The sequence below is a fragment of the Pseudomonas algeriensis genome, assembly GCF_048847255.1.
Classification (GTDB): Bacteria; Pseudomonadota; Gammaproteobacteria; order Pseudomonadales; family Pseudomonadaceae; genus Aquipseudomonas.
Genome location: NZ_JBKKRK010000018.1, coordinates 18,896 through 38,335, shown reverse-complemented (window position 1 = coordinate 38,335; position 19,440 = coordinate 18,896). Strand labels below are relative to the sequence as shown.

Sequence of the window (19,440 nt, the reverse complement as noted above, 5' to 3'; positions counted from 1 at the left end):
TTTCCTACGGTACCTCCATGACTTTCGCCACCCTTGGCCTGATCGAACCCCTGCTGCGCGCCCTCGAGACGCTCGGCTACCAGACTCCGACCCCGGTCCAGGCCCAAGCCATGCCGGCCGTGCTCGCCGGGCGCGACCTGATGGCCGCGGCCCAGACCGGCACCGGCAAGACCGCCGGTTTCGCCGTGCCGCTGTTGCAGTTGCTGACCACCGAAGGGCCGAAAGTCGCCGCCAACTCGGTGCGTGCGCTGATTTTGGTGCCGACCCGCGAGCTGGCCGAGCAGGTCCACGAAAGCGTGCGCCAATATGCGCAGCACTTGCCTTTGAGCACCTACGCCGTATATGGCGGTGTCAGCATCAACCCGCAGATGATGAAGTTGCGCAAAGGTGTCGACTTGCTGGTGGCCACGCCGGGCCGCTTGCTCGATCTGTTCCGCCAGAACGCGCTGAAGTTCAACCAATTGCAAACGCTGGTGCTGGACGAAGCCGACCGCATGCTCGACCTGGGTTTCTCCGAAGAGCTGGCGAACATCTACAAGGCATTGCCGAAGAAGCGCCAGACGCTGCTGTTCTCGGCGACCTTCTCCGATGCGATCCGCCTGTTGGCCGGGCAGATGCTCAACGACCCGCTGAGCATCGAAGTGAGCCCGCGCAACGTGGCTGCCAATACCGTCAAGCAATGGGTGGTGACGGTGGACAAGAAGCGCAAGCCGGAACTGTTCATTCACCTGATGCGCAAGCACAAGTGGAAGCAGGTGCTGGTGTTCGCCAAGACCCGCAACGGCGTCGATGCGCTGGTGGAAAAACTCCAGGGCCTCGGTGTGAATGCCGACGGCATCCACGGTGACAAACCCCAGGCGACCCGCCAGCGCGCGCTGGATCGCTTCAAGGCCAGCGAAGTGCAGATCCTGGTAGCCACCGACGTCGCCGCCCGTGGCTTGGACATTGAGGACTTGCCGTTGGTGGTGAACTTTGACCTGCCGATCGTGGCCGAGGACTACATCCACCGCATCGGCCGTACGGGCCGGGCAGGTGCTACGGGCCAGGCGATTTCCCTGGTCTGCGCCGATGAAGTGAACCTGCTGTCGGCCATCGAGACCCTGACCCGTCAGACATTGCCGCGCCAGATGGAACAGGATTTCGAGCCTGAACACCGCGTGCCGGAGACCGATGCCAGCGGCCAGGTCATCAAAAAACCGAAGAAGCCGAAGAAACCGAAAACCCAGAGCAGCGGCGGTAAGCGCAACCTGGGCAAGTGGGTGGACAGCGGCGATTCGGGGCCGGTGGAACCGTCGGTCAAACCTGTGCGAAAAGTGCCGGTTTTCAATACCGGGCCGCGTAAGCGTAAGCCTTGATATTGCTGCGCCTGATATACCGCTATCGCGAGCAAGCTCGCTCCCACAGTGGTGCTCAGGTGTTCACAGATCCTGTATGCACCACAGATCTTCTGTGGGAGCGAGCTTGCTCGCGATGGCCGCGCCCAGGTTTTCAATCCAGGCGCTGTAACCACGCCAGCATCCCCGACCCCGCCGCCCGGCCACTGGCAAAGCACGCCGTGAGCAGGTAGCCGCCGGTCGGCGCTTCCCAGTCGAGCATTTCCCCCGCGCAGAAAACGCCGGGTAATTGCTTGAGCATCAGCCGTTCGTCCAGGGCTTCGAAGGTCACGCCGCCGGCGCTGCTGATGGCTTCGTCCAGTGGACGGGTTTTCACCAGCGTGACCGGCAATGCCTTGATCGCTTTCGCCAGCCGCGCCATGTCGGCGAAGCAATCGGCGGACGTCAGCTCGCGCAACAGCGCTGCCTTGACCCCGTCGAGCCCCAATTGACTGTGCAAGTGCTTGGCCATCGAGCGTGACCCGCGTGGTTTGTTCAAGGCCTGGAGGATTTTATCCACAGGCCGGCCTGGCAACAGGTCCAGATGAATGGTCGCGCTGCCGTGCTGGTTGATGGCCTCGCGGATCGCTGCCGACAGGGCATAGATCAAGCTGCCTTCGAGGCCGGTGGCGGTGATTACGCATTCGCCCAGGCGTGGCACATCGTCGTTGAGGCCGATGGCGATGTTCTTGAGCGGGGCACCGGCGAACTTGCCGATCATGAAGTCGCTCCAGGCGGCCACGTCGAATCCGCAATTGCTCGGTTGCAAGGGTGCCAACGCCACGCCGCGCTGTTCCAGCGACAGCATCCAGGCGCCATCGGAACCCAGGCGCGACCAACTGCCGCCGCCCAGCGCCAACAGCGTTGCGTCGGGGAACAAGGTTTTTTCACCGTCCGGGCTGGCGATGCGCAAGCCGCCGTCGGGGCTCCAGCCAAGCCAGCGGTGGCGGGTGTGGATCACCACCCCGGCGTCCCGCAGGCGCTTGAGCCAGGCGCGCAGCAGTGGGGCGGCTTTCATGTCGGTCGGAAAGACGCGCCCCGAGCTGCCCACAAACGTGTCGATGCCCAGGCCCTGTATCCATTGGCACAACTCATCCGCGCCGAATGCCCGCAGCAGCGGGGCGATATTTGGCGAGCGTTCGCCGTAGCGGGACAGGAACGCCGGGAACGCTTCGGAGTGGGTGATGTTCATGCCGCCCACGCCCGCCAATAGAAATTTCCTGCCCACCGACGGCATGCTGTCGTACAGGTCGACCTGGACACCGGCCTGGCTCAACACCTCGGCTGCCATCAAGCCGGCGGGGCCGCCGCCGATGATGGCGATGTGTGGGGAGGAGGGCTGGGTGGTCGAGGTCATGGTGTGAACTGCGGAAACGAGGAATAGCGCGGCATTCTATCAGTACAAACTCCTGTGGGAGCGAGCCTGCTCGCGAAGCGGCGGATCAGTAACATCCATGTCGACTGACATGTCCCTATCGGGGCAGGCTCGCTCCCACATTTGAATGTGATGCCTTCTGAATACGTGATCAAAAAACAACCACATCTACGCAAGCTATACGCGCCATAGGCTGTAAGCCGTTTCGCTCAGGTTATCCACAGGCCGCTCCACAGGCATTGTGGGTAAAGCGCCCAGATTTCAATGACAGCCTGATGACGCCCAGACCTTTTGTGCGCTGTGGTGCAGGATCCCGTGGCGCCGGGCCAGGGCCTTGCGGTCCTTGCTGTAGCCCCCGCCGATGACGCCCACTACCGGAATGTCCCGCCCCAGGCAATGGCGCATGACGCTTTCGTCCCGGGCGGCGAGGCCTTCGTCGGTAAGTTTCAGGTAACCGAGGGCGTCATCCTTGTGTACGTCGACGCCGGCGTCGTACAGCACCAGGTCCGGCTGGTAGAGCGGCAGCAGATAATTGAGCGCATCGTCCACGACTTTAAGGTACGCAGCGTCTTCCATGCCCATCGGCAGTGGAATGTCCCAGTCACTCTGCGCCTTGCGTGCGGGAAAATTCTTTTCACAGTGCAGGGAAACTGTCACGGCGTCTGGAGTGTCATGGAGTATTCGAGCCGTACCGTCACCCTGGTGTACGTCGCAGTCGAAAATCAACACGCGCGAAACCCGGCCGCTGGCCAGGAAGTAGCGGCTGATCACCGCCAGGTCATTGAAAATGCAAAAGCCGGCCGGGTGGTCGTAGTGGGCGTGATGGGTGCCGCCGGCCAGATGACAGGCCAGTCCGTGTTCAAGCGCCTTTTCGGCGGCCAGGAGCGAGCCACCCACGGCGCGCACCGTTCGCCGCGCCAGGGCTTCGCTCCAGGGCAGGCCAAGTCGCCGTTGGTCTTCGCGGGACAACTCGCCGCCCATGTAGCGTTCGATATAAGCGCGGTCATGGGCCAGGGCGAGAATCTCCGGCGGGCACAGGGCGGGACGCAGCAGGTCTGTGTCCCGGGCCAGGCCGCTCTCTACCAAGTGGTCGCGCAGCAGGCGGAACTTGTCCATGGGGAAGCGGTGATCAGCTGGGAACTCGGGGCTGTAGTCTTCGTGGTAGATCAACGGTAGCGGCATGGTGTTTTCAGTGGTGGTTGAGCCACGGATCCTACCAGCGATGTAGACTCTGGGGCATGGAAAGGGAGTGAAGATGGAGCCGATACTGGAACTGGAAAGCGCACGGCTGATATTGCGGCAGTGGCGCGACGATGATTTGCCGGCGTTTGCGGCCATGTCCGCCGATCCGCAAGTGATGCGTTATTTTCCGGCACCCTTGAGTCGCCTGGAAAGCGCTGCGTTGATCGGCCGCGTGCGGGGGCATTTTGCCGAGCATGGTTTTGGCTTGTGGGCCTTGGAGCGCAAGGACACTGGCGCCTTCATTGGCTTTACCGGGCTGGGCGTGGTCGGGTTCGATGCGCATTTTACCCCGGCGGTGGAAATCGGCTGGCGCCTGGCCCGCGAGCATTGGGGGTTCGGCTACGCCAGCGAAGCGGCGTGGACGGCGTTGCGTTGCGCCTTCGACCGCCTGGGGCTGGACGAGGTGGTAGCGTTTACCGCCACCGACAACCTGCCGTCGCAGAAGGTCATGCAGGCCATCGGCATGCACCACGACCCGGCCGATGACTTCGAACATCCAAAGCTCGCGGTCGGTCATCCATTGCGTCACCATGTGCTCTATCGCATTGACCGGGAGCAGTGGTTGCAGACTCTGCACGGTTAGCCGACACGGACGTTACAATGCCCACCAAAATGGCCCGGGCCACTATCGATCCGCCGCCGCAGCGTAGACTGCGCGGTTTTTGCGCTGTGTGAGGAAAGTCTGAATGAGCCACGTGTTGGAAGATCTGGTCGACCTGCTGACCCTGGAACCGATCGAAGAGAACCTGTTTCGCGGTCGTAGCCAGGACCTGGGGTTTCGCCAGTTGTTCGGCGGCCAGGTATTGGGCCAGTCGTTGTCGGCGGCCAGCCAGACCGTGGAAGAGGCGCGCCACGTGCATTCGATGCATGGTTATTTTCTGCGTCCGGGCGATGCGGCCCTGCCGGTGGTCTATCAGGTAGACCGCGTACGGGACGGCGGCAGTTTCAGTACCCGGCGGGTCACGGCGATTCAAAAGGGCAATCCGATCTTCACCTGCAGCGCATCGTTCCAATATGACGAGCAGGGTTTCGAGCACCAGAGCACCATGCCGCAAGTCATCGGGCCGGAGAACCTGCCGTCCGAGCTGGAGCTGACCCAGCAGCGCGCCCATCTGCTGCCCGAGCACATGCGCGAAAAACTGCTTTGCCCCAAGCCGATCGAGGTGCGTCCGGTCACCGAAAAAGACCCTTACAACCCGCAACCGGCCGATCCGGTCAAATACGTGTGGTTCCGTGCCGATGGCGCCTTGGCGGACATCCCGGCCCTGCACAAATACCTGCTGGCCTACGCGTCGGATTTCGGCCTGTTGACCACCTCGCTGCTGCCCCACGGCAAGTCGGTGTGGCACAAGGATATGCAGGTCGCCAGTCTTGACCACGCGTTGTGGTTCCATGCCGACCTGCGCGCCGATGACTGGTTGCTCTATGCCATGGACAGCCCGTGGGCCGGAAATTCCCGTGGATTCTCCCGAGGCAGCGTGTTCAACCGCGCCGGGCAGTTGGTGGCATCGGTGACCCAGGAAGGCCTCATCCGCCATCGCAAGGACTGGGCATGAGCCTGTCCGATGTGCGCCATTGGGTGTTCGACATGGATGGCACGCTGACCATTGCCGTGCATGATTTCGCCGCGATCCGCGTCGCCCTGGCGATTCCGGCCGAAGACGACATCCTTACGCACCTGGCGGCATTGCCCGCGGAAGAAGCCGCCGCCAAGCACGCCTGGTTGCTGGAGCACGAACGGGACCTGGCGCTGGGCTCCAAGCCCGCGCCGGGGGCGGTCGAATTGGTGCGTGAGCTGGCCGGGCGTGGGTACCGCCTGGGCATCCTGACCCGCAATGCCCGCGAGCTGGCGCATATCACCCTCGAAGCCATCGGCCTGGCTGACTGTTTTGCGGTGCAAGACGTGCTGGGCCGCGACGAGGCACCGCCCAAACCGCACCCCGGTGGCCTGTTGAAACTGGCCGAGGCGTGGGAAGTGGCGCCCGGCTCGATGGTGATGGTGGGGGATTACCGCTTTGACCTGGACTGCGGCCGGGCAGCGGGGGCGCGGACGGTGTTGGTGAACCTGCCGGACAATCCCTGGCCTGAATTGACGGACTGGCATGCGCGGGATTGCGAGGAGTTGCGGCGGATGTTGTCGGCTTGAGAGGTCGGTTGGCTGATTGATCGTCATCGCGAGCAAGCTCGCTCCCACAAGGAGATTTCCGTCGAGCGCAAGATTTGTGTCTGCACCAGGCCCACTGTGGGAGCGAGCTTGCTCGCGATGAGGCCCGATACGCCGCCACAAGACTTACTGCCCAAACAATACTTGTAGCCCCTCCGGCGAGTTGAACATCCCATCCCCATCATGCCCAACCCCTGGCACTTCGATCAGCCGCTGGTTGAGTCCTTGCGGATGGCGCCGCGTCAGGTAGTCGAAAAAGAAATGCCCGCGCAGTAAGCGATACGCCCCTTGGGTCTGAGCCTCGCAGCCTTTGTCCAGCGCCGGATGCTCCGGGTCGATGTCCTGTTGTCCCAGCAAATAAGTGATGTCGCGCTTGATGTATTGATCTTCGAGCTGCGTGGCGGTTTGTCCGGACGCATAGGCGGGCAGGTACTCCAAGCCATATTTCCAGCGATTGAAAGCCGGGCAACTGGCTGGGTCGAACGCCATGGGCCGTTGCGCGTCAAGATAAGCATACGACGATGGATTGGCGATGACGAACCGAGGTGCGATGCGATACGTGCCGTGGGCGAGCAGGGCGTAGCGCTGCACCACCTGGGCGCCACCGGAATGGCCGGCGATGACGATTTCCTTCACTTCTGGAAACTGCTGTCGGTCGCTGACCCGCGCCACGATGTCGTCCAGCACTTGAAATGAACTGACCGGATTCGGTCCGATGGACAAGCCGCCCGCCATCCAGTCGTTGCCTTGCCAGCGCAGGAGGTCGGCGGGCAACTGATGACGTGCCGCATCCAGTTCGTTGAGAAACTGCGGGGCGATGATCAACGTCGTGGTCGATTGACCGGCCTGCGCGGCGGCCTTTTCACCGCTGTGAAGGTAAGTGTCGGCATTGCGCAGCCGACCGTGAAGGATGATCAACACCCGCTCGATCGAAGCCGGCGGCGGGCTCACGGCAACGGCCATGATCCCGCCCTTGAGCAGCAGGCGCCCCTGGGCGACCGCCTGGACGCCGTGTTCCTCGGCCTGGGCAACGGCGCAACAGAGCACCAGCCCGATCAACGCCGCCCACTTCATCTACAGGTTTTTCGCTGCGAAGGTGTCGCACTGGCTGACCTGGCCCTGGGCGAAACCGGTCTTGAACCAGCGCACCCGCTGGGCCGAAGTGCCGTGGGTGAAGGAGTCCGGCACAACGCGGCCCTGGCCTTGCTGCTGGAGGCGGTCGTCGCCGATGGCATTGGCGGCGGTCAAGGCTTCCTCGATGTCCCCTGGCTCAAGCCAGTTGAGGCGTTTCTGCGCGTGATTGGCCCAGACGCCGGCCAGGCAATCGGCCTGCAATTCCTGACGCACCAGCAAACCGCCGTCGCCTTCCATTTGCCGGCCTTGCTGGCGCGCCTCCTGGATTTTCGCCGACACGCCGAGCAGGGTCTGCACGTGGTGGCCGACCTCGTGGGCGATGACGTAGGCTTGGGCGAAGTCCCCGGCGGCGGAGAAACGCTGGGACATTTCATGGAAGAAACTCATGTCCAGGTAGACCTGTCGGTCTGCCGGGCAATAGAACGGTCCGGTGGCCGAGGATGCCAGGCCGCATGCCGAATTGACCCGACCGCTGAACAACACCAGCTTCGGTTGCTGGTACTGGCGCCCGGCCTGCTGGAAGACCTGGCCCCATGTGTCCTCGGTATCACCCAAAATCGAGCGCACGAATTCCGCCTGCTCATCGTTGGCCGGTGGCGCCTGGCGGGATTGCGAAGAGGTGGGCGCGGAACCTTGTTCCATCTGCCCGGTGAGTTGTCCAAGAATCTGCATCGGGTCCTGGCCGGTGATCCAGCCGATGCCGACGATGAGGATGATGGCCGTCAGGCTCAGCCCCTTGCCACCGCCGAAACGCATCCCGCCGCCGCCCCCACCGTCACCCCGGGCATCCACCACGTTGTCACTGCGGCGACCTTTTTTCCATAACATGTGGGAAATCCTCTGAATGGCCCTGCGAAGAAATGACTGCCGTGGCGATGAGTCTAGCCTTCAGGCGTTCAAGGCGCGCGTCGCGCTTGAGCAGTCAGGCAACCGCCGGGGATTTTGGTTCATCGGCGAGCCGATCCTGTCCGGCTGTGGATTTTTCATTACACTTGGGATCCAGAACTTATCGGAACCCTCGCTGGCCCAATAACTGCACTGTGCGTCCGGCCTCAATATCAAGCAACGCAGGTTTCCTTCATGACCATCAGCACTCCGCTCTCCGGCGTCAATCAGGCTTTCAAGGGCATCGTGCTTATTCTGGTCGCAACGTTTTTGTTCTCCAGTCACGATGCGTTGTCCAAATATCTCTCGGGTTTCTATCCCATCATCATGGTGGTATGGGCCCGTTACGTGGTGCACACCTTGTTGATGGCGGGTATTTTCCTGCCACGTTCGGGGTTGCGGGTGCTGCGTACCAAGCGCCCGTTGTGGCAGGTTGCCCGGGCTTTATGCCTGTTAGGCACCAGTTTGTTTTTTACCACCTCGCTGATGTTCATCCCATTGGCGGAGGCGACAGCGGTCAACTTCCTCGCCCCCGTGCTGGTCACGGCATTGTCGGTACCGCTGCTGGGCGAGCATGTGACACGTGGTCAGTGGATCGCGGTGATCTTCGGTTTCATCGGGGTGTTGATCATTGTTCACCCCGGTGGCGATTTGTTCACGCCGGCGGTGTTGTTGCCGTTCTGTTCGGCGCTGTTCTTCTGCTTTTATCAACTGCTCACGCGCAAACTCGCCGAGATAGACAGCCCCACGACCAGCAATTTTTTCGCCGGACTGTGCAATACGCTAGTGATGAGCGCCTTGGTGCCGTTCTTCTGGCAGGTGCCGAGCGTCACCCACGGCTTGATGATGTTGGCGCTGGGGGCGTGCGGGATGACCGCGCATTTGATGCTGACCCAGGCTTTCCGATTCGCCGCCCCGGCGCTGCTTGCGCCGTTCGGGTATTGCCAGATCATCTTTGCCGGGCTGCTGGGCTGGTTGTTTTTCAGCCATACGCCGACGCTGACGACGGTGGTGGGTATTACGTTGATCTGCTTGAGCGGGTTGGCGGCGGCGTGGCAACAGCGGCGTAAATAACCGCTACACAGAACCCTTGTGGCCCGCGCAGTCCCTGTGACTAGCACAGCCCTTGTGGCGAGGGAGCTTGCTCCCGCTGGGCTGCGGAGCAGCCCTCGCTTTTTTGCGATCGCTGCGCAATCGAGCGGGAGCAAGCTCCCTCGCCACAGATCCACCATGCCCCCGGACAAACAGGGATGCTTAGCCCCATCAATTTTCCAGGGTAGGCACCTTGCGCGGCGCCATGAAGTACATCCAGGCCAGCGCGATGAAGTACATCGCCGGGATCAGGGTGAACAGCACGGTGTAGTTGTTGTTAGTGATGGTGAGGATGTGCCCCACCAACTGAGTCATGAACATCCCGCCGATGGCCGCGCACATGCCGCCGAAGCCGAACACCGTGCTCATCATGTGCTTGGGCGTGTAGTCCATGACCAGGCTCCAGATGTTCGCGGTCCAGGCCTGGTGCGCGCCGATGGCCAGGGAAATCGCAAATACCGCCACCCACAAACTGCTGGAGCCGGCCGCCATGATCACCCCGACAATGCAGCAAGCGAACAGCAGCATGGACATCAGTCGAGCCTTGATCGGATTGACCCCGCGGCCGATCAGGAATGACGACAGGATCCCCCCGCCGACACTGCCAAAATCGGCGGTCAGGTAAATGATGATCAATGGGATGCCCATCTGGGTCACGTTGATGCCCAGGTTGTATTGCTGGTTCAGGAACGGCGGCAGCCAGTAAAGGTAGAACCAGAACACCGGCGCGGTGATCGAGTAGGCCAGGGCGAATGCCCAGGTGCCGCGCATGCGCAGGATGCGGGAGAACGGAACACTTACCGGGTCCGGTTCTTCCTGGGCCTGGATGTAGTCCAGTTCCGACTGCTTCACGCTCGGGTGGTCTTCGGGGTTGAAGTATTTCAGGCCCCAGAACACCAGCCAGATACCGCCCAGGGCCGCCATGCACAGGAACGCGGCCTGCCAGCCCCAGACGTGCAGGATCAGCGGCAGGAGCATTGGGGTGAACATCGCGCCGACGTTGGTCCCGGCATTGAAGATGCCGGTGGCCACGGCGCGTTCGCCCGCCGGGAACCACAACCGCGTGGTTTTCACGCAGGCCGGGTAGTTGGCGGCTTCGGTCAGGCCAAGGATGAAGCGGCAGACCATGAAGCCCACCGCCGAGGTCGCCAAGCCGTGGGCGCCGGTCGCCAGGCTCCAGAGCAGCACGGCGCAGAAGAACACGCGCTTGACGCCGATTTTGTCGATCAACCGCCCTTGCAGCACGAAACCGACCGCGTAACCGACCTGGAACCAGAAATTGATATTGGCGTAGTCCATCGCCGTCCAGCTCATCTCCTTGGCGAGGATCGGCTGCATGACTCCGAGGGCGGCGCGGTCGATGTAGTTCAGGGTCGTGGCGAAAAATACCAGGGCGAGCATGCCCCAACGGGTCTTGCCCACGGCCATCGCGCCACGGATCTTGTCGCCGATGCCACCGCTGGCGACAACCGGGCCGTGGGCCAGGCGGGAACTTTGGGAAGGAATCATAGGGTCACCCGTTCTTGAAATTCTTATGGTGTGGTCTGGGTCTGCATTGAGGCTTGGCAACAATGTGATGTCGATGGTGGGCAGTGGACAAAAAATCGTCAATTCGCTGATCGGGCATAGTGTTCGATAATCGCCCAAAAAACTAACCGGATGGTACATATTAAATTGCCCAAAGAAACCGGCAGCTCAATAATCCCCCGACTCTTTTAAAAAGCGGCGCATTTTTTGTAGCCGACGCCAGTCCCGGGAGCCGAAGTCATGCAGCGTTCCATTGCCACTGTTTCCTTGAGCGGTACCCTGCCGGAAAAACTCGAAGCCATTGCCGCCGCCGGTTTTGACGGTGTGGAGATTTTCGAGAACGATCTCCTTTACTACGACGGCAGCCCTCGGGAAATCAGGCAGATGTGCGCCGACCTGGGCATTGCCATCACGCTGTTCCAACCCTTTCGAGATTTTGAAGGATGCCGCCGGGATCGCCTGGCGCGCAACCTGGAGCGAGCCGAGCGTAAGTTCGACTTGATGCAGGAGTTGGGCACCGACCTGGTGCTGGTGTGCAGCAATGCTTCGGCCGACAGCGTCGGCGACGAACGGATACTGATCGATGACCTGCGGCTGCTGGCCGAGCGGGCCGGCGCCCGAGGCTTGCGCATCGGTTATGAAGCGTTGGCCTGGGGCCGGCACGTCAATACTTATCAACAGGTCTGGAACATCGTCCGCCAAGCCGATCACCCGAGCCTGGGCGTGCTGCTCGACAGTTTCCATACCTTGTCGCTCAAGGGCGACCCCAGCGCCATCGCCGAGATTCCAGGCGAGAAAATCTTCTTCGTGCAAATGGCCGATGCGCCGATCCTGGCGATGGACGTCCTGGAATGGAGCCGGCACTTCCGGTGTTTCCCGGGTCAGGGCGAATTCGATTTGCCGGGATTCCTCGCGCCGATCATCAAGAGCGGCTACACCGGGCCGCTGTCGCTGGAAATCTTCAACGACGGCTTTCGCGCCGCGCCGCCCAGGGCCAATGCAGCCGATGGGTTGCGTTCACTGCTGTACCTGGAAGAGAAGACGCGCCAGCGCCTGGCCGAGGAAGCGCCCGCGCAGACGCCTGAAATTCTGTTCGAGACCCCTGCGGCCAGCGAATACAACGGCATCGAGTTCCTTGAATTTGCCGTGGATGACAATCTCGGCGCCAAGCTCGCCCATTGGCTGGAGCGCCTGGGCTTCGTCAAGGCCGGCCAGCATCGCTCCAAGAACGTCAGCCTGTTGCGCCAGGGCGATATCAACCTGATCCTCAATTGCGAGCCGTATTCCTTCGCCCATAGTTTTTTCGAGGCCCACGGCCCTTCGCTGTGCGCCATGGCGGTACGCGTCAAGGACAGCACCAGCGCCCTGAAACGGGCCGTGGCCTACAAGGGCCAGCCGTATCGCGGGCTCGTCGGGCCCAATGAACTGGAGCTGGCGGCGGTACGCGCGCCGGACAGCAGCCTGATCTACCTGGTGGATCAGGACGCCGACGTCTACGGCACCGACTTCAATCTGCAGCCCGCTGCCGCCATCGGCGCCGGGCTCAAGCGCATCGACCACATGGCGATGGCGCTGCCGGCCGACAGCCTCGACAGCTGGGTGCTGTTCTACAAGAGCCTGCTGGATTTCGAGGCCGATGATGAAGTGGTACTGCCGGACCCGTATGGCCTGGTGAAAAGCCGTGCGCTGCGCAGCCGCTGCAGCTCGATTCGCTTGCCGTTGAACATTTCCGAGAACCGCAACACCGCAATCTCACATGCGCTGTCGAGTTATCGCGGTTCCGGCGTGCATCACATTGCCTTCGATTGCGATGACATCTTTGCCCAGGTCAGTTGTGCCAAGGAGGCCGGGGTGCCGTTGTTGGACATCCCCCTCAACTACTACGACGACCTGGCGGCGCGTTTCGATTTCGACGATGAGTTCCTCAGCGAGCTGGCATACTTCAACGTGCTGTACGACCGGGATGCCCAGGGTGGCGAGCTGTTTCATGTCTATACCGAGCCGTTCGAAGGGCGTTTCTTCTTCGAAATCATCCAGCGCAAGAATGGTTACGCCGGGTACGGCGCCGCCAACGTCGCGGTGCGCCTGGCGGCCATGGCCAAGTCCCGCAGTGGCGGCGTGCGGCACGCCAAGTTGTAGGGAAATCGTAACGATGGCGGTAAAGGGCAGTGCCTTGGCTTCCTTCACTGCCCGGTGCGGCCCATAATCGCCAACCTGTGCAGTGACGGCCGTGAGCCCGCAATGACTATGAATCCAGAGCTTTCCGCAGCCCTCGACGAACCTGTCGCCGCGCCGCGCAAGAGTCGCAAGAACAACCCGGAGAAAACCCGGGAGAACATTCTCCAGGAAGCCATCGTCGAGTTTGTCCAGCAAGGCCTGGCGGGCGCTCGGGTCGACGCTATCGCCGAGCGCATCCACACCTCCAAGCGCATGATCTATTACTACTTCGGCAGCAAGGAACAGTTGTACGTCGAGGTGCTGGAGAAACTCTACGGCGATATCCGCACCACCGAAAGCCGCTTGCACCTGGCAGAGCTGGCGCCAGTCGAGGCGATCCGGCGCCTGGTGGAATTCACCTTCGATCACCACGACCGCAACGTGGATTTCGTGCGTATCGTCTGCATTGAAAACATCCACAACGCCGAGTACGTGAAACAGTCTGGTGCAATCAAGGCGATGACCAATACCATCCTCGACTCCCTGGGCGTGATCCTGCGTCGCGGCGCCGAAGAAGGGGTGTTCCGCGCCGGCCTGGAACCGCTGGATGTACATTTGCTGATCAGTTCGTTCTGCTTCTACCGGGTGTCGAACCGCCAGACGTTTGGTGAGATCTTTCAGATCGACTTGTCGGACGAAGCGGTCAAGCAGCGGCACCGACAGATGGTGTGTGAGTCGGTGTTGCGGTACTTGCAGGCCTGATCCTGAACCTATGCAGACCTTGTGGGAGCGAGCCTATGTGGGAGCGAGCTTGCTCGCGATGGCGGCATGTCAGTCACGTTGATATCAACGGATCCACCGCTATCGCGAGCAAGCTCGCTCCCACAAGTCATTCCCTCAGGGAGTTTGTCGCGAGCTTCAGGGATTCATGCTCTGAAAATGCGCCAGCATCCGCCCCGCATCCGGCGCCACGCCGCTGAACAGTTCGAACGCCTTCACCGCCTGGAACACCGCCATGGTGCCGCCATCCAGTGTGCGGCAGCCGAGCGCGCGGGCGTTGCGCAGCAGTTCGGTTTCCAGCGGGAAATACACAATCTCCGCCACCCACAGGTCGCCCCGCAACAACTCGACCGGCACCGGCATGCCCGGTAGTTTTGCCATGCCCATGGGCGTGGTGTTCACCAAGCCGTCGGCTTCGGCCATGGCAGCGGAAAGGTCATGCCCGGCTCGGGCGCGACCGGCGCCGAAGTGTTGGTTCAGGTTGTTGGCCAATGCCTCGGCACGGCTGACCTCGACATCAAAAATGCTCAGCGTCTCCACGCCCTCCACCAATAAGGCGTGGGCCACCGCTGCGCCAGCGCCGCCAGCGCCCATCTGGACCACGCGGTTGCGCGCGACATCGCCCAGGCCTCGACGAAAACCTTCGGCGAAACCCAGGCAGTCGGTGTTATGGCCGATGCGCTTGCCGTCCTTGAGCACCACGGCGTTCACCGCGCCGATTCCCCGCGCTTCCGCCGAAAGGTCATCCAACAGAGGGATGACCGCCTGCTTGCAAGGAAAGGTGATGTTCAGGCCGGTGAAATCCATGCGTTCGGCGGCCATCAGCAAGTCGGGCAGGGCGCTGCTGTCGAGTTTCAGCGCGTCTAGATCGATCAGTCGATACAGGTAACGCATGCCTTGGGCATCGCCTTCGCGCTCGTGCAGCGCTGGCGTGCGAGACGCCTGGATACCCGCGCCGATCAGGCCGGCCAGTACAGTGACGTTCGGCATGCGCTCAACCCTTCAACCGATGACTGAAATGTTCGAGGGCCAGGCGATAACCATGGCTGCCAAACCCGCACATCACGCCGATGGCGACGGATGAGACGAAGGAGTGGTGGCGAAACGTCTCGCGGGCGTGGACGTTGGAAAGATGGACTTCGATGACCGGCACTTCGCTCGCCACCAGGGCATCGCGGATCGCCACGGAGGTGTGGGTCCAGGCCGCCGGGTTGATGACGATACCGCCGCACCGGCCTCGGGCGCCGTGAATCCAATCAATCAATTCACCCTCCTGGTTGGTCTGGCGAAATTCCACGGTCAGGCCGAACTCCTCGGCGGCGCGGCCGCACAGGGCGGAAATATCGGCCAGGGTTTCGTGGCCATAGGTCGCCGGCTCGCGGGTGCCGAGCAGGTTCAGGTTCGGGCCGTTGAGCACCAGAACGATCGGAGGCATCGCACAATCTCCACATTTTTATTGTTGGTCTCGGCGGGTTTCAGCCGGTGGAGATAAATTGTACTAGATGGTTAATTTGGTCAAATAAAGCAGCGGTTGTCGGGCAATAAGTGTTCGATGATCGAACATTGCCGGCCGAAAGGTGAGGGAGAGCAATTGTGGCGAGGGGATTTATCCCCGCTCGAGTGCGCAGCACTCGCAAGAGGCCAGACAAGACAGAGCAGAGGGCCGCTTCGCAGCCCAGCGGGGATAAATCCCCTCGCCACAGGGTAATCCTTCACCCCGAAAGGGAGGACTCAGCGCCGCGTCAACAACACCCCGGATTCCATGTGGTGGGTCCAAGGGAATTGATCGAACAACGCGCAGCGCGTGATGCGGTGGGTATCGTTCAGTTGCGCGATGTTCGCGGCGAGGGTTTCGGGGTTGCAAGAGATGTAGAGGATGTTGTCGAAGCGCCGGGTCAGCTCGCAGGTGTCCGGGTCCATGCCGGCGCGAGGCGGGTCGACGAAGACGCTGCCGAATTCGTAGCTTTTCAGGTCGATGCCCTGCAGGCGCCGGAACGGCCGAACTTCGTTCAGGGCTTCGGTCAGCTCTTCAGCGGACAGGCGCACCAGCGTGACATTGTCTACCGCATTCTCGCTGAGGTTGCTCAGTGCGGCGTTGACCGAAGTCTTGCTGATCTCAGTGGCGAGCACTTTGCGCACACGGGTTGCCAGCGGCAGAGTGAAGTTGCCGTTGCCGCAGTACAACTCCAGCAGGTCGTCATTGCGATCGCCCAGGGCTTCATAAGCCCAGTTGAGCATCTTCTGGTTCACCGTGCCGTTGGGCTGGGTGAAGGCGCCTTCGGGTTGGCGGTAGCTGAAGGTGCGGCCGCCCACGTCGAGTTTCTCCACCACGTAGTCGTGGCCGATCACTTCGCGTTTGCCCTTGGAGCGGCCGATGATGCTTACGCCCAGCTCGGCCGCCAGTTTCGAAGCTGCGGCGTGCCAGTGTTCATCCAGCGGACGGTGGTAACACAGGGTGATCATCGCGTCGCCGGCCAGGGTGGTCAGGAACTCCACCTGGAACAGCTTGTGGCTCAACGGCGCGCTGGCTTGCCAGGCGGCCTTGAGCTGCGGCATCAATTGGTTGATGCGCAGGCTGGCGATGGGGAACGCTTCGATGAGGATCGGCGTGCGCTTGTCTTCCTGGGAAAACATCGCGTAATGGCGTTCGCCGGCCTCGCGCCACAGGCGGAATTCGGCTCGCAGGCGGAAGTTCTGTAGCGGAGAGTCGAACACCTCGGGCTCGGGGGCCTCGAACGGAGCCAGCAGGTCGCGCAGGCGCACGACCTTGTCTTGCAGCTGGGTGGTGTAGGCCTGGGAATCAAAAGTCATGCGTTGAACCAACCCAACTTGATAACGAACAGGATCGAAAGGATGACCAGCGCCGGGTTCAGCTCACGGCCGCGGCCGGACACCAGTTTGATGGCGGTCCAGGCGATGAAGCCGAAGGCGATGCCGTTGGCGATGGAATAGGTGAACGGCATCGCCAGGGCAGTGATCACCACCGGAGCGGCAACGGTAACGTCGTCCCAGTCGATTTCCGCCAGGCCGGAGGTCATCAATACCGCGACGAACAGCAAGGCCGGCGCGGTGGCGAAGGCCGGGACGCTGGCGGCCAACGGTGAGAAGAACAGCGCCAGCAGGAACAGGATCGCGACCACGATCGCCGTAAGGCCGGTTCGGCCGCCGGCGCTGACGCCCGCCGCCGATTCGATGTAGCTGGTGGTCGTCGAAGTGCCTAGCAGCGAACCGGCCATGGCGGCGGTGCTGTCGGCAATCAGCGCACGGCCCATTTTCGGCATGTGGCCGTCCTTGCCCATCAGCCCGGCGCGCTTGGCGACGCCGATCAGGGTGCCGGAGTTATCGAACAGATCGACGAACAGGAACGCAAAGATCACGCTGACCAGGCCGATGTCCAGGGCGCCCTTGATGTCCAACTGCAGGAAGGTCGGGGCCAGGGATGGCGGCGCGGAAATGATGCCGCCAAAGGGCGTGAAGCCCATCAGGATCGAGACGATGGTGACCGCCAGGATGCCGATCAGTACCGCGCCGCGCACTTTAAGCGCCTCCAGAGCGACAATCAGTACGAAGCCCAGGGTTGCCAGGATCGGCGCCGGTTGCTTCAGGTCGCCGAGGCCGACCATGGTCGCTGGGTTTTTCACCACGATGCCGGCGTTGTTCAGGGCGATCAGCGCCAGGAACAGGCCAATACCGGCGGCGATGGCCGAGCGCAGCGGCAGCGGGATGCTGTTGATGATCCATTCCCGGATGCGGAAGATCGATAGCAGAAAGAACAGCACGGCGGAGACGAACACCGCCCCCAGCGCCACTTGCCAGGTATGGCCCATGTGCAGGACCACGGTGTAGGTGAAGAAGGCGTTCAGGCCCATGCCCGGCGCGAGGGCGATCGGGTAGTTGGCGATCAGGCCCATGACTGTGGAACCAATGGCCGCCGCCAGACAGGTGGCGACGAATACCGCGCCCTTGTCCATGCCGGTTTCGCCGAGGATGCTCGGGTTGACGAACAGAATGTAGGCCATGGCCAGGAACGTCGTGACGCCCGCCAGGATCTCGGTCCGCACGTTGGTATTGTGTGCCTTGAGTTGAAACAGCCTTTCCAGCATGTCTGCTCCCCGTGGCGCGCGCGGCGCCGTGAATGTATCGACCTCAACAGCAAAGCACAGGTCGCCAGGGGCGCCGGGATTTTCTGCGGGTCGGAAAAAGCCGCGCATCATAGCAGCGCGGCGATGTGGCTGCGATCCTCGGTGTGCGTCGCATAAGTGTGCGCAGGCAAAAGTTGGGCCATACTGCGCCCGATTTCGGACGGTCGGGATGTATCGCATGAAAAACATTGCATGGGCCTGGGTGTTCGGCCTGGGGCTGGCCGTGCCGGTCGCGCACGCCGCGTCGGCACCACCGCTGAGCGAGGTCAAGGTGCTCAAGGTCGAGTCGCCGGCCTGTGGTTTCGAAGACGTTTCCGCAGGACAGGCGCAAACCCGTTGCGACCACAGTGGCCCGCATATCAAGGTCTACGTGCTGGAGCTCGGCATAGGCCACCAGCCGAATGTCACGCTGGACGGCTTCGAGGTCGACGGCACCCGTTCACCGGTGTGTGCATACGACAATGGCAATCTCAATGATTGTTCGACCGGAGCCCGGCGAACGGTCGGCTACTTGTATATCTTCGATCTGAAGGGCAAGCAGGAAGGCACCTTCAGCTTCAGCAACGTGTCGATCAACGCACCTGGCAACCGGATGTCGACCCAGTTGTACATCAAATGACATGCCGTGGACGACCTTCGGCTGACAGGGCCCGGCAAAGCTGACTAGTCTTGAAGGATCACCCAGCGGAGAGTGCCCATGATGCCTGGAACCAAGATCCCCCGAGTCCTGATCGCCGTGGCTGAAGGCGTTGATGATTTGCAGGTGGTGACGCTGATCGACGTGTTGCGCCGGGCGCAGCTTGAAGTCGTCGTGGCGAGTATCGAAGGCCGTCGCATGCTCACCTGCGCACGCGGAACGCGCCTGACCGCCGACGGCATGCTGGTGGACGTGCTGGTGCAGGATTTCGACTTGATCGTCTTGCCGGGCGGCATCATCGGCGTGCAACACCTGGCGGCCCACCCGCCTTTGCAACAGTTGATCAAGGACCAGGCGGCCGCCGGGCGCATCTTCGCCGCCATCGCCGAAGCCCCGGCGTTGGTGCTCCAGGCGTTCGGCGTGCTGCGCCAGCGCCGGATGACCTGCCTGCCCGCCGTGAGCCAGCAACTGTCCGGGTGCAGCTTCGTCGACCAGCCGGTGGTGGTGGACGGCAATTGCATCACCGCCCAGGGTTCCGCCGCCGCCTTGGTGTTTGCCCTTGCGCTGGTGGAAGCATTAGCCGGTAAAGGGGTGAGGAGCGTGGTGGCGGCGGAGTTGTTGGCGTGACAGCGTCAAATGTGATGGGCAAGGGGTTCGATCATTGGTTGTTCGCGCCGCTCGGCTTGCCATAGGTCATAGTCGGTCTGGACGCCCAGCCAGACGCGTGCCTTGCCGATGCCTGCGCGTTCCAGGCGTACTGCCAGGTCTGGGCTGACCGGTGCATGACCGTGCAGTACCCGAGAAAGGTGCGGTCGAGCGAAACCGAGGTGTCTCGCCAGTTCGGTCACCGTGATGCCCAGCTTGGGCAATACGTCCACCAGCAATGTTTCGCCAGGATGTGGCGGATTGTGCATGGGCATGTTCCAGCCTCC

The 19,440-nt window shown here is 62.1% G+C and carries 19 protein-coding genes; 9 read left to right on the top strand and 10 right to left on the bottom strand.

Annotation, left to right across the window (positions count from 1 at the left end; translation table 11 throughout):
* Positions 1 to 17: 17 nt before the first annotated feature.
* Positions 18 to 1,355 carry an RNA helicase RhlE1 gene (rhlE1, locus tag ACLK1G_RS21800; protein WP_420767302.1) on the top strand — a complete coding sequence of 446 codons (1,338 nt, stop codon included), beginning with the start codon at positions 18 to 20 and terminating at the stop codon, positions 1,353 to 1,355.
* A 133-nt stretch (positions 1,356 to 1,488) separates the two neighbouring features.
* On the opposite strand, the gene ACLK1G_RS21795 is transcribed toward rhlE1, so the two are convergent.
* On the bottom strand, positions 1,489 to 2,730 hold the full coding sequence (locus tag ACLK1G_RS21795; RefSeq protein ID WP_420767301.1) for a TIGR03862 family flavoprotein: 1,242 nt from the start codon (positions 2,728 to 2,730) through the stop codon (positions 1,489 to 1,491).
* Between the two features lie 279 nt (positions 2,731 to 3,009).
* Positions 3,010 to 3,930 (bottom strand): histone deacetylase family protein, encoded by a 921-nt coding sequence (locus ACLK1G_RS21790; protein ID WP_420767300.1) that lies wholly within the window; start codon positions 3,928 to 3,930, stop codon positions 3,010 to 3,012.
* A gap of 73 nt (positions 3,931 to 4,003) precedes the next feature.
* On the opposite strand from ACLK1G_RS21790, the gene ACLK1G_RS21785 reads away from it, so the two are divergent.
* The 3 genes from ACLK1G_RS21785 to ACLK1G_RS21775 all read left to right on the top strand — a co-directional run bounded on the left by ACLK1G_RS21785 (position 4,004) and on the right by ACLK1G_RS21775 (position 6,136).
* Positions 4,004 to 4,573: a GNAT family N-acetyltransferase gene (locus ACLK1G_RS21785; protein ID WP_420767299.1), complete on the top strand. Its 570-nt coding sequence runs from the start codon at positions 4,004 to 4,006 to the stop codon at positions 4,571 to 4,573.
* A 103-nt stretch (positions 4,574 to 4,676) separates the two neighbouring features.
* Entirely contained in the window at positions 4,677 to 5,546 is an 870-nt protein-coding gene (gene tesB / locus ACLK1G_RS21780; RefSeq protein ID WP_420767298.1) for an acyl-CoA thioesterase II, read from the top strand.
* Positions 5,543 to 6,136 carry an HAD family hydrolase gene (locus tag ACLK1G_RS21775; protein ID WP_420767297.1) on the top strand — a complete coding sequence of 198 codons (594 nt, stop codon included), beginning with the start codon at positions 5,543 to 5,545 and terminating at the stop codon, positions 6,134 to 6,136. The genes tesB and ACLK1G_RS21775 overlap by 4 nt, the downstream gene beginning before the upstream one ends.
* A 144-nt stretch (positions 6,137 to 6,280) precedes the next feature.
* Here ACLK1G_RS21775 and ACLK1G_RS21770 read toward each other — a convergent pair whose 3' ends face one another.
* Both ACLK1G_RS21770 and ypfJ read right to left on the bottom strand, forming a co-directional pair.
* Complete coding sequence (locus tag ACLK1G_RS21770; RefSeq protein ID WP_420767296.1) at positions 6,281 to 7,228, bottom strand: alpha/beta hydrolase; 948 nt, start codon at positions 7,226 to 7,228, stop codon at positions 6,281 to 6,283.
* Positions 7,229 to 8,116: a KPN_02809 family neutral zinc metallopeptidase gene (gene ypfJ / locus ACLK1G_RS21765; protein ID WP_420767295.1), complete on the bottom strand. Its 888-nt coding sequence runs from the start codon at positions 8,114 to 8,116 to the stop codon at positions 7,229 to 7,231.
* A 252-nt stretch (positions 8,117 to 8,368) separates the two neighbouring features.
* On the opposite strand from ypfJ, the gene ACLK1G_RS21760 reads away from it, so the two are divergent.
* Positions 8,369 to 9,247 carry a DMT family transporter gene (locus ACLK1G_RS21760; protein WP_030140327.1) on the top strand — a complete coding sequence of 293 codons (879 nt, stop codon included), beginning with the start codon at positions 8,369 to 8,371 and terminating at the stop codon, positions 9,245 to 9,247.
* A 189-nt stretch (positions 9,248 to 9,436) separates the two neighbouring features.
* Here ACLK1G_RS21760 and ACLK1G_RS21755 read toward each other — a convergent pair whose 3' ends face one another.
* Positions 9,437 to 10,774 carry an MFS transporter gene (locus ACLK1G_RS21755; RefSeq protein ID WP_420767294.1) on the bottom strand — a complete coding sequence of 446 codons (1,338 nt, stop codon included), beginning with the start codon at positions 10,772 to 10,774 and terminating at the stop codon, positions 9,437 to 9,439.
* Between the two features lie 258 nt (positions 10,775 to 11,032).
* On the opposite strand from ACLK1G_RS21755, the gene quiC reads away from it, so the two are divergent.
* Both quiC and ACLK1G_RS21745 read left to right on the top strand, forming a co-directional pair.
* Positions 11,033 to 12,931 carry a 3-dehydroshikimate dehydratase QuiC gene (quiC, locus tag ACLK1G_RS21750; RefSeq protein ID WP_420767293.1) on the top strand — a complete coding sequence of 633 codons (1,899 nt, stop codon included), beginning with the start codon at positions 11,033 to 11,035 and terminating at the stop codon, positions 12,929 to 12,931.
* 102 nt (positions 12,932 to 13,033) lie between these two features.
* Complete coding sequence (locus tag ACLK1G_RS21745) at positions 13,034 to 13,711, top strand: TetR/AcrR family transcriptional regulator (protein WP_420767292.1); 678 nt, start codon at positions 13,034 to 13,036, stop codon at positions 13,709 to 13,711.
* A 156-nt stretch (positions 13,712 to 13,867) separates the two neighbouring features.
* Here ACLK1G_RS21745 and ACLK1G_RS21740 read toward each other — a convergent pair whose 3' ends face one another.
* The 4 genes from ACLK1G_RS21740 to ACLK1G_RS21725 all read right to left on the bottom strand — a co-directional run bounded on the left by ACLK1G_RS21740 (position 13,868) and on the right by ACLK1G_RS21725 (position 17,832).
* A complete protein-coding gene (locus ACLK1G_RS21740) occupies positions 13,868 to 14,719 on the bottom strand; it encodes a shikimate dehydrogenase (RefSeq protein WP_420767291.1) in 852 nt (283 codons plus the stop codon).
* A 4-nt stretch (positions 14,720 to 14,723) separates the two neighbouring features.
* Positions 14,724 to 15,164, bottom strand: a complete 441-nt coding sequence (gene aroQ, locus ACLK1G_RS21735) for a type II 3-dehydroquinate dehydratase (RefSeq protein ID WP_420767290.1) — start codon at positions 15,162 to 15,164, stop codon at positions 14,724 to 14,726.
* A 296-nt stretch (positions 15,165 to 15,460) separates the two neighbouring features.
* Entirely contained in the window at positions 15,461 to 16,540 is a 1,080-nt protein-coding gene (trmA, locus tag ACLK1G_RS21730) for a tRNA (uridine(54)-C5)-methyltransferase TrmA (RefSeq protein WP_420767289.1), read from the bottom strand.
* The gene (locus ACLK1G_RS21725; protein WP_420767288.1) at positions 16,537 to 17,832 is read right to left on the bottom strand and encodes an NCS2 family permease; all 1,296 of its coding nucleotides are present in this window, start codon (positions 17,830 to 17,832) and stop codon (positions 16,537 to 16,539) included. The genes trmA and ACLK1G_RS21725 overlap by 4 nt, the downstream gene beginning before the upstream one ends.
* Before the next feature lie 217 nt (positions 17,833 to 18,049).
* On the opposite strand from ACLK1G_RS21725, the gene ACLK1G_RS21720 reads away from it, so the two are divergent.
* Together ACLK1G_RS21720 and ACLK1G_RS21715 are read left to right on the top strand one after the other, a co-directional pair.
* Positions 18,050 to 18,490 (top strand): DUF4879 domain-containing protein, encoded by a 441-nt coding sequence (locus tag ACLK1G_RS21720; protein WP_420767287.1) that lies wholly within the window; start codon positions 18,050 to 18,052, stop codon positions 18,488 to 18,490.
* Positions 18,491 to 18,568: 78 nt separating this feature from the next.
* Positions 18,569 to 19,135, top strand: a complete 567-nt coding sequence (locus ACLK1G_RS21715) for a DJ-1 family glyoxalase III (RefSeq protein ID WP_420767286.1) — start codon at positions 18,569 to 18,571, stop codon at positions 19,133 to 19,135.
* Between the two features lie 5 nt (positions 19,136 to 19,140).
* Here ACLK1G_RS21715 and ACLK1G_RS21710 read toward each other — a convergent pair whose 3' ends face one another.
* Positions 19,141 to 19,428 (bottom strand): HigA family addiction module antitoxin, encoded by a 288-nt coding sequence (locus ACLK1G_RS21710; protein ID WP_420767285.1) that lies wholly within the window; start codon positions 19,426 to 19,428, stop codon positions 19,141 to 19,143.
* Between the last annotated feature and the right edge of the window lie 12 nt (positions 19,429 to 19,440).